4 protein-coding genes are annotated in these 9,247 nt (G+C 77.2%); 3 read left to right on the top strand and 1 reads right to left on the bottom strand.

The window, feature by feature from the left end:
* Positions 1 to 350 precede the first annotated feature (350 nt).
* The 3 genes from ADL22_RS26685 (at position 351) to galE (ending at position 7,196) form a co-directional block, all read left to right on the top strand.
* A complete protein-coding gene (locus ADL22_RS26685; RefSeq protein ID WP_066985002.1) occupies positions 351 to 4,088 on the top strand; it encodes a CDP-glycerol glycerophosphotransferase family protein in 3,738 nt (1,245 codons plus the stop codon).
* Between the two features lie 406 nt (positions 4,089 to 4,494).
* Complete coding sequence (locus tag ADL22_RS26680; RefSeq protein WP_066985001.1) at positions 4,495 to 6,174, top strand: glycosyltransferase family 2 protein; 1,680 nt, start codon at positions 4,495 to 4,497, stop codon at positions 6,172 to 6,174.
* 44 nt (positions 6,175 to 6,218) lie between these two features.
* On the top strand, positions 6,219 to 7,196 hold the full coding sequence (gene galE / locus ADL22_RS26675; RefSeq protein ID WP_066984998.1) for a UDP-glucose 4-epimerase GalE: 978 nt from the start codon (positions 6,219 to 6,221) through the stop codon (positions 7,194 to 7,196).
* 90 nt (positions 7,197 to 7,286) lie between these two features.
* Here the strand turns inward: galE and ADL22_RS26670 are convergent, their stop codons facing one another.
* The gene (locus ADL22_RS26670) at positions 7,287 to 9,092 is read right to left on the bottom strand and encodes a CocE/NonD family hydrolase (RefSeq protein ID WP_066985021.1); all 1,806 of its coding nucleotides are present in this window, start codon (positions 9,090 to 9,092) and stop codon (positions 7,287 to 7,289) included.
* Positions 9,093 to 9,247 lie beyond the last annotated feature (155 nt).

The following is a 9,247-nucleotide window of genomic DNA, read 5'->3' as shown; positions in this document are numbered from 1 at the left end:
GTCGGGGCGGTCGGTGGCGGCGGGGCTGTCGGTTCGGCCGGGCATCGCGGGGGCGGTCACCTTCCTGGTCGGCGGGCGGCGGGGCGGGAGGCAGGGCGGATTGCCGGTGGCGGCCGGTGGCCGGGCGTGCGGCACCGGTCGCGCTGTCCCACGGTCTACGCCATCGCGCGGGCCGGGCCGGACCGCCGCACCTTCGCCTCACCCTTTCAGCGCAGCGCCGGTGACCGGGCCGCCGATGGACGAGTTGAGGGACGAGCCGGCCGCGTCGTCCCGGGTGCGCCGGCCGCATCGTCCCGTGCGCGCCCCGGGGTTGGTCCCGTGGTCCGCCCGTCCGGAAAGGCCCGTCCGCCATGAAGCCTCGGCTCACCGTCGTCATCCCGGTTCCCCGCGGCCAGGGGCCGGCGCACCACCTGGAGGAGTGCCTCGCGTCGGTGGCGTCCCAGACGCTGGCGGAACTGGACGCGGTGCTGGTGGTCGACGGGCCGGGGGACGGGCCGGGCGGCGGCTCGGCCGGCGGCCCGGCGGCAGGACCGGGGAACGGCCCCGCGCCCGCCCCCGCCGACCCCCCACCCCCCGCCCCCGTCCCCGCCCCCGTACGCCGCCTCACCGACCGCGACCCCCGGTTCCGGGTGGTGCGGCACCCCGGGGGCGGCGGCCTGGGCGCGGCGTGGAACTTCGGTGCCCGGCACGCCTTCCCGCACACCCAGTACCTGGCGTTCCTGGCCCCGGACGACGTGCTGCTGCCGCGCGCGTACGCGGATCTGACCGGGGCGCTGGACGCGTCGGGGGCGGATCTGGCGACCGGCAACGTCTACCGGCTGGGCACCGGGGGCCGCACCCAGTCCGCGGACCACCGGGCGGACCGGCAGACGGTCCTGCGGACCCGCATCACCGAGGACGAGGGCCTGCTGGCCGACCACTTCGTCCGGAACAAGGTCTTCCGGCGGGAGTTCTGGGACCGGCACAAGCTGGAGTTCCCCGAGGGCGCGGCGGACGCGGACGCGGCGGTGGCGCTGCCGGCGCACTTCCTGGCGGAGGCGGTGGACGTGCTGCGGGAGCACGTCTGCTATTGGCGGCTGCCGGAGGGCCCCGGCGGGCAGCGGCGGCCGACCGCGCAGGAGGTCCGGGACCGGTTCGCGGTGGTGGCGCGGGTGCGGGCGCTGCTGGACGATCCGGCGCACCCGGAGCGGGGCCGGTTCCGGGCGGCGTACGACCGGGGGCAGCTGGCCGGCGGGCTGCTGGACCTGGTGGCGGCGGTGCCGGGGGCGGCGCCGGAGGTGCGGACGGCGTTCCTGGACTGCGCGCGGGACTTCCTGGCGCGGACCGAGCCGGGGCTGCTGCGGGCGCTGCCCGTGGAGCTGCGGATGCGGTGGTATCTGGTGCGGTCGGGGCGGCTGGCGGAGCTGATGGCGCTGCTGGACCACGAGGCGCGCAACCCGGGCGGTTTCGCGGTGGCGGGGCCGCCGCTGCGGAAGCGGGCGGTGCTGCCGCTGGCGCCGCCGGTGGAGCTGCCGGCCGGGGTGGTGCGGCTGGCGCGGGCGGACTTCCCGGTGCGGGCGGAGGTCCGGGAGGCGGTGTGGCGGGGCGGGGTGCTGCTGCTGCGCGGCTGGGCGTATCTGCGGAACGTGCCGGCCGGGGCGCGCCACGGCTATCTGCGGACGGCGGTGCTGTCGTGCGGGCGGCGGCGGGTCGTGCTGCCGCTGCGGACGGTGCGGATGCCGGAGGCGACGGCGGCGTCCGGGCAGGAGCTGCACTGCTACGACTGGTCCGGTTTCGAACTGCGGGTGGATCCGGCGCGGCTGCGGCGGGGCGGGCGCCTGGAGCCGGGCGAGTGGCGGCTGACGGTGGTGCTGGCGGCGGCGGGGGTGGTGCGGTCCGGTGAGCTGGCGGCGCCGGAGAGCGGTTCGGGCGCGGCGCCGGCGGCGTACGAGGGCGTGGACGGGGTGCGGATCACGCCCCGGTACGTGGACGGGCGGCTGCGGCTCGCGGTGGCGCGCCGGGAGCGGCGGCTGGTGGGGCGCCCGGCGGTGGCGGCGGGCGCGCTGGACCTGGTGGTGTCGGCCCCGGGCCCGGCCCCGGAGGCGCTGCGGCTGACGCACCAGGGGTCGGGGACGGTGGTGTCGTTCCCGGTGGAGGCGGCACCGGAGGGGACCATTCCGGCAGGGGGGACCGTTCCGTCGGCGGGGACGGACGGCGGCGCTCAGGGCGCGGCCGCAGCGGCCAGAACCCACACGCCGCCCCAACCGCCCACCCCCGCAAGCGAGTTCGCGACCACTCCCCCCACCCCGTACACCCTCCGCATCCCCCTCGACGTCCTCGACGCCGCGCGGCCCGCGCCGGACGGGGCGCCGGCCGCGATCCCGCCGCCGCACACCGAGACCTGGCGGCCGGAGCTGGTGCTGCCCGGCGGCGGCACCGACCCGGTGGCCTGTCCGCCGGGCACGGCGCCGGCCGCCCATCCGCTGCCGCACGGCCGGGAGTTGGTGGTGGCGGCGGACGCGGCCGGGGACCTGGTGCTGCACGACCGGCTCCCGCAGGCGTACGTGGACCGGGTGGTGTGGCGGTCGGACGGGACGCTGCTGCTGGCGGGCACCCTGCCGGACGCCGCGCCGCCCGCGCCGGAGGTGGTGCTCCGGCACGGCGCGCACGCCGCGGAGGCGGTCTTCCCGGCGGTGCGCGACGGCGGCCGGTTCCACTGCGCGCTGCCGCTGGCCGCGCTGCCGTCGCTGGCCGGGGACGTGCCGCTGCGGGAGGGCCGCTGGTCGGTGCGGCTGCGGGCGCGCGGCGCGGCCGGGTCGCCGCTGGATCCGCCGGTGCGGTGCGCGCCGTCGGTGTTCGACGGGCTGCCGGTGTCCCGTACGGTGCGCGGGAAGCCGTTCACGCTGGACCGGGTGGGCCACGACGAGCTGCTGGTGGCGGCCGGTCCGGCGGTGCCGCCGGTGGACCGGGGCCCGTACCGGCGGCGGGTGCTGCGCGAGGAGCACTATCCGCTGCACCGCTCGCGGCCGCTGCGGGACGCCGTCCTCTACAGCAGTTTCGGCGGCCGGGCGTACGGGGATTCGCCGCGGGCGGTGCACGAGGAGCTGGTGCGGCGGGGGCTGGAGGTGACGCATCTGTGGGCGGTGCGGGACGCGCAGACCGCGGTGCCGCCGACGGCCCGGCCGGTGGTGGTGGGCAGCGCGGCCTGGCACGGGGCGCTGGCGCACAGCCACTGGATCGTCACCAACACGCATCTGCCGCGGTGGTTCGTGCGGCGGGCCGGGCAGCGGGTGGTGCAGACCTGGCACGGGACGCCGCTGAAGCGGATCGGGGCGGATCTGGCGGGGACGCTGTGCGGGGGGCTGGCGCATCTGGCGCCGCGGCCCCGGGTGGGCCGGCAGTGGAGCGTCCTGCTGTCGCCGAACGCGGCCAGTACGCCGGTGCTGCGGTCGGCGCTGGGCTACGGGGGCCGGCTGCTGGAGACCGGGCTGCCGCGGATCGACGCGCTGCACGCCGCGGACCGCGACGAGGTGGCGGCGGCGGTCCGGGCGCGGCTGGGGATCCGGCCGGACCAGCGGGTGGTGCTGTACGCGCCGACGCCGCGCGATGACGCCGCGTACGACGCCTCGCACCACCGGCTGCACCTGCCGCTGGACCTGGCGGCGGCGCGGGCGGCGCTGGCGGGCGGCCATGTGCTGCTGGTGCGCAGCCATCCGCGGGTGCCGGACCGGCTGCCGGCGCACCACGCGCCGTTCGCCCTGGACGTGTCGTCGTACCCGGACGCCACCGAGTTGCTGCTCGCCGCGGACGTGCTGGTCACCGACTATTCGTCGCTGGCCGCGGACTTCGCGAACACCGGGCGGCCGATGCTGTTCCTCACCCCCGATCTGGCGCACTACCGGGACACGCTGCGGGGTTTCAGCCTGGACTTCGAGGCGGTGGCGCCGGGGCCGCTGCTGTCGTCGACGGGGGAGCTGATCGAGGCGCTGGGGGATCTGCCGGGGGTGGCGCGGGCGAGCGCGGCGGCGTACGCGGAGTTCCGGCGGGCGTTCTGCCATCTGGACGACGGCGGGGCGGCGGGGCGGGTGGCGGACCTGATCGCGGAGTGAGGGGGCCCGGCCCCCGGGCGCGCGGCCCGGCCGGGCGGCGGGGTGCCGGGGCCGGGGCCGGGCGGTGAGGTGGCCGGTTCCGGCTGCCGGGGCGGCGGCGCGGACGGTACGGTGAGCGGCGGCCGGTGTTGGCGCCCCCCACGTCCCGCCTTCCGCGCCCCGCGTCCGGAGCGGCCTTGCCGCCCCGCGTCGTTACCGGTGGTGCAGGCGTTCTTGCGGGGCGTCCGCGCAGGTCGACGTACGGCCAAGCCCCGGATACCGGCAGGTTATGAGACGGCAATATGGCGGAAAAACGCGGGTGGTGGTGCAACCGCCCGACGGATTTCGCACTCTGTCCCTGGGAAATGGGGTCCGAGCCCGCTCGCGCCGTGAGCCGCTGTCGACACGAAATGTAGATTTAGTGACTGTGAATGACGCCCTTGAGTCACAGCCAGGGCCCACCCCCACGCACACCGCGCAGGTCAGCGTCGTGGTCATCGCGTACAACGACGCGCTGCACGTCTCCGAGGCGGTGCGGTCGGCGCTCTCGCAGGGGGACGCGGTCGGCGAGGTGATCGCGGTGGACGACGCCTCCACCGACGGCACCGGCGCCACCCTGGACGCCCTGGCCCGCGCCGAACCGCGGCTGCGGGTCCTGCACCGGGGGGAGAACAGCGGCGGCTGCGGCTCCCCGCGCAACGACGGCCTGCGGGCCGCCACCGGCCGGTACGTGATGTTCCTCGACAGCGATGACGTGCTGCCGCCGGGCGCGGTGCCGGCCCTGCTGGCCGCCGCCCGCGAGCACGGCGCGCCGGTCGCCGCCGGCGCCTGCGTCCGCCGCGAGCTGCCGGCCCGCCGCGACGTCCCCTGGCAGCCCGGCCTCTACCGCGCCCCGGCGGTCCACGACAGCCCCGCCGCCGCGCCGAAACTGGTCCGCGACACCCTCTGCGTCAACAAGCTCTACGCCCGGGACTTCCTCATCGGCAACGGCATCGCCTTCCCCGAAGGCCGTTACCACTACGAGGACTTCGTCTTCACCGCCCGCGTACTGGCCGCCGCCCCGCGCATCGCCACCGTGCCGGACACCGTCTACGTCTGGCACGTGCGCCGCGCCGCGGCCCGGCCGTCGATCTCCCTGGACCGCAAGGACGTCGCCAACTGGCGGCAGCGCATCGAGGCGCACCGCACCGTGCTGCGGACCCTCGCCGACGCCGGGCAGCCGGAGCTGGCCCGGGCCGCGGCGACCAAGTTCCTCGACCACGACCTGCGGATGTACGTCCGCGAGCTGCACACCCGGGGCGCCGACTACCGCGCCGAGTGGTGGCGGCTGACCCGCGACCACGTAGCCACCTTCGAGGCGGAGGCGGTGGACGCCGCGTACGCCCCGGCCCGCTGGCTGGCCCGGGTGATCCTCGCCTCCCCCGCGCCCCGGGACCTGGCCCGCCTGACGGAGCTGGCGGCCCGCCCCGGCCGCCTGCTGCCCCCGTACGCCACCGGCCCGGACGGCGCGCCCGTGTGGTCGGCGGACCTGCCGGAGGTGCGGCTGGACGGGCTGGGCGCCGGGGACGGCGCGGACCCGTCCGACGAGGAGGTGCCGGGCGCGGCGGCGCCGGCCCGGCTGCCGGTGGTCATCGACGCCGAGCCGGTGCTGGGCACGGACGGCGGGCTGCTGCGGATCCGGGTGCACGACCTGTACAGGCGGCTGGCCGAGGCCGGGCCGGTCAGTATCGACATCGTCCTGCACCGGCGCCGCGACGACCGGCCCGGCCCGATGCGGACCGGCGCGCTGTCGCCGACCGCGGACGGCACGGCCTGGACGGCGGCGCTGGCGCTGGACCTGGCGCCGCTGACCGAGCTGCCCGGGACGCGGCCGGCCGAGCCGGAGGCGTGGGACCTGACGGCCCGGGTGATCTGCTCGGACGGCACCCGGCTCGGGGCGACGCTGCGGCCGGCCGGGCCCGGGATGCGCCGCCGGATGCTGCCGAGCCGGCAGCGGCTGGTGCTGCTGGCCCAGCCGTACGCGACCACCGGCGGCGCGCTGGCGCTGCGGGTGGCGTCCGGGCCGCGCAGCGTGTGGAAGATCGCCGCCCGCCGCCTCGGCCGCTGACCCTCGGTCCTTGATCCCTCCGCTCCCTGCCTAGGATTGGCGCTATGTCTTACCTGATCACGGGTGGTGCCGGTTACATCGGCTCCCATGTCGTAAGGGCCCTGCGGCACGCCGGCGAGACGGTCGTCGTCCTCGACGACCTCACCACGGGCGTCCGCGCCCGGGTGCCCGAGGACGTGCCCCTGGTCGTCGGCTCGACGCTGAACCGCGCGCTGCTGGACGAGACGATCGCCGCCCACGGCGTCACCGACGTCGTCCACCTCGCCGCGAAGAAGCAGGTCGGCGAGTCGGTGGAGATGCCGCTGCACTACTACCGCGAGAACGTCCACGGCCTCCAGACGCTGCTGGAGGCGATGGCCGCCGGCGGCGTCCCCCGCTTCGTCTTCTCCTCCTCCGCCGCCGTCTACGGCATGCCGGATGTGGACCTGGTCACGGAGGACACCCCCTGCGCGCCGATCAACCCGTACGGCGAGACCAAGCTCGTCGGCGAGTGGATGGCCCGCGCCGCGGGCAAGGCCCACGGGATCTCCACCGCCTGCCTGCGCTACTTCAACGTCGCCGGCGCGGCCACCCCGGAGCTGGCCGACACCGGTGTCTTCAACATCGTCCCGATGGTCTTCGAGCGGCTCACCCAGGGCGCCGCGCCGCGGATCTTCGGTGACGACTACGACACCCCCGACGGCACCTGCATCCGCGACTACATCCACGTCGCCGACCTCGCCGACGCGCACGTGGCGGCGGCCCGCAAGCTGGCCGAGCCGGGCCCGGTCCGCGATCTGACCCTCAACATCGGCCGCGGCGAAGGCGTTTCGGTCCGCGAGATGGTCGACCTCATCGCCGGGATCACCGGCTACGAGGGCGTCGTCCCCGAGGTCACCCCGCGCCGCCCCGGCGACCCGGCCCGGGTCGTCGCCGCCGCCGACCGGATCGCCAAGGAACTGGGCTGGGAGGCCCGCCACGACGTCCGCGACATGATCACGTCGGCGTGGGCGGGGTGGCGGCACCACCATCCGGAGAGCTGAGGGGGCTGGGCGGGGGCCCGGGCGGGGGGCCTGGCGCATCGGTCCCCCGCCGTGGCGAGGCCCCCGCTTCCGATCGGCCGGCCCCGTCCGTCAGGCGCTCCCGGGCAGCTCCAGGGCCGACCCCGGGTGGACGGCGATGCGCAGCGGGCCGGCCTCCCGGGCGCCGGGCGGCAGCGCGTACCGGGGGAACGCACCCCCGCTGACCTGAAGCCGCACCCGGTGCCCGGCCGCGAACCGGTGCGCCGCGGCGCTCATCGGCACCACCACCTCCAGCGGCTCCCCCGTCCCGCCCGGCGCGGCGCCCGGCGCGGCCACCCGCACCAGCCCGTCGCACACGTGCACCGACCGGCCCCGCCCGTCCACGTCGCACAGCCGCGCGAAGACGTCGAAGGGGCGGCCGGGGCCGGTGGCGGCGGTGCCCGTCACCCGCAGCCGCGCCCGGACGCCGCCCAGCACCTCCAGCGGCTCCGCCAGCTCCGGCCCGGTGAACGCCAGCACGTCCGCCCGCGCCTCCAGCGCCCGGTTGTCGCGCCGCCCCGCGCCCCGCGACAGCACCGGCCCGCCGAGCGACGGCGTCGGGTCGTCCGGGTCGTAGCGGAATTCGGCGAGGGGCGGGGAGACGGACCGGCCGGAGGCGGCTGAGCCGGAGGCGGCTGAGCCGGAGGCGGCTGAGCCGGAGGCGGCCGGGTCGGAGGCGGCCGGGCCGAGGGCAGCCGGAACGGGACCTTCCGCCTCCGATCGTTCGAGCCGGCCGCCGGGCGCCAGGTCCCAGCGGTCCACCGCGCCACCCTCGGCCACCGGCCAATCCGCCAGCTCCCGCCACGCGCCCCCGCCGCCGGACCCGCCGCCGGTCCCGTCCCCGCCGTCGACACCATCGCCGCCGACGTGCACCCGTACCCGCGCGGGCCGCAGCCCGTCCCGCTCCCCGCACAGGTGCGCCCGCAGCCACGCCAGGCTCTCCGCGAACACCTCCGGCCAGCCCTCCTGGAGCGCCGAGGTGTGCGTCCACGGCCCGATCAGCAGCGCGGTCTCGCACCCCGCCCGCCGCAGCCGCCCGTACTGCGCCAGATTCTGGTCCAGGAACACGTCCTGCCAGCCGCTGATCAGGCACGTCGGCACCGCCGCCCGGTCCGCCGCGGCCGCCACCGATGCCCCGTCCCAATACGGGTCATCGGCGTCCGTACGCGCCAACGCCTCGGCCAGCCAGGGGAGTTCGGCCGGCGGCCCGGACGCGTACGGCACCGGCTCCCGGTGCGCGCCGCGCAGCCACCGCCGGAGCCGCAGCGCGCCCCGGAGGAACGGCCGCCACCCCTGGTGCTGGTAGGCCATGCCGACGCCGGTCACCAGCGCGTTCTCCAGATGGACCGCGCCGCCCGCGTGGAAGTACGCGTACGGGTCGTGCAGCCCGACCTGCACCACCATCGCGCGCAGCTCCGGCGGCGGGTCCAGCGCCAGCGCCCACTGCACGTACCCGAGATAGCTGGGACCGATCGTGCCGAGCGCGCCGTTGAACCACGGCTGCTCGCGCAGCCACGCCACGGTGGCCCGCCCGTCCGCCGCCTCGTTCCGCCACAGGTGGAACGTCCCGCCGGACCCGCCGGTTCCCCGGCAGCTCTGCACCACCACATGGAACCCCTGCTCGGCGAAGAGCACCCCGTAGAGCGCCGACCAGGGCGCCCCCCGCCCGTAGGGCGACCGCACCAGCAGCGTCGGGAATTCCCCCGACGCGCCTTCGCCGGACGGAAAGTAATGGTCCGTCAGCAGCGGAACGCCACCCTCCCCCGGCACGCTCACGCCGGGCTCCCACCCCACCGCGTACGGCCCCGCCGGCAGCTTCCGCCACGACGCCCGCAGCCACCGCGCCGCCACCGGCAACCGTTCGCCCCTCGCCCCCATCACCTTCGACACCACGCCACCCCTCCACCATTTTTCGTACGTCGTACGAGAATAGCGGACGCGGGACGGTGCCGGGCGGGATGCTTGGATGTCCCCGGCGACCGCCGGCCAGGAAGCGGAACCCGCCCGGGAAGCAGAGAAGGAGCACCGTTGCC

It is taken from the genome of Streptomyces sp. NRRL F-4489, assembly GCF_001509485.1.
Taxonomy (GTDB): domain Bacteria; phylum Actinomycetota; class Actinomycetes; order Streptomycetales; family Streptomycetaceae; genus Streptomyces.
Note: the sequence above shows the minus strand (reverse complement) of the source record. Positions and strands in the feature narration are given on the sequence as shown.

Coding starts and splice junctions, on each gene's coding strand:
- ADL22_RS26685 (WP_066985002.1), top strand. CDS start 351: ATGAAGCCTCGGCTCACCGTCGTCATCCCGGTTCCCCGCGGCCAGGGG.
- galE (WP_066984998.1), top strand. CDS start 6,219: ATGTCTTACCTGATCACGGGTGGTGCCGGTTACATCGGCTCCCATGTC.
- ADL22_RS26670 (WP_066985021.1), bottom strand. CDS start 9,092: ATGGGGGCGAGGGGCGAACGGTTGCCGGTGGCGGCGCGGTGGCTGCGG.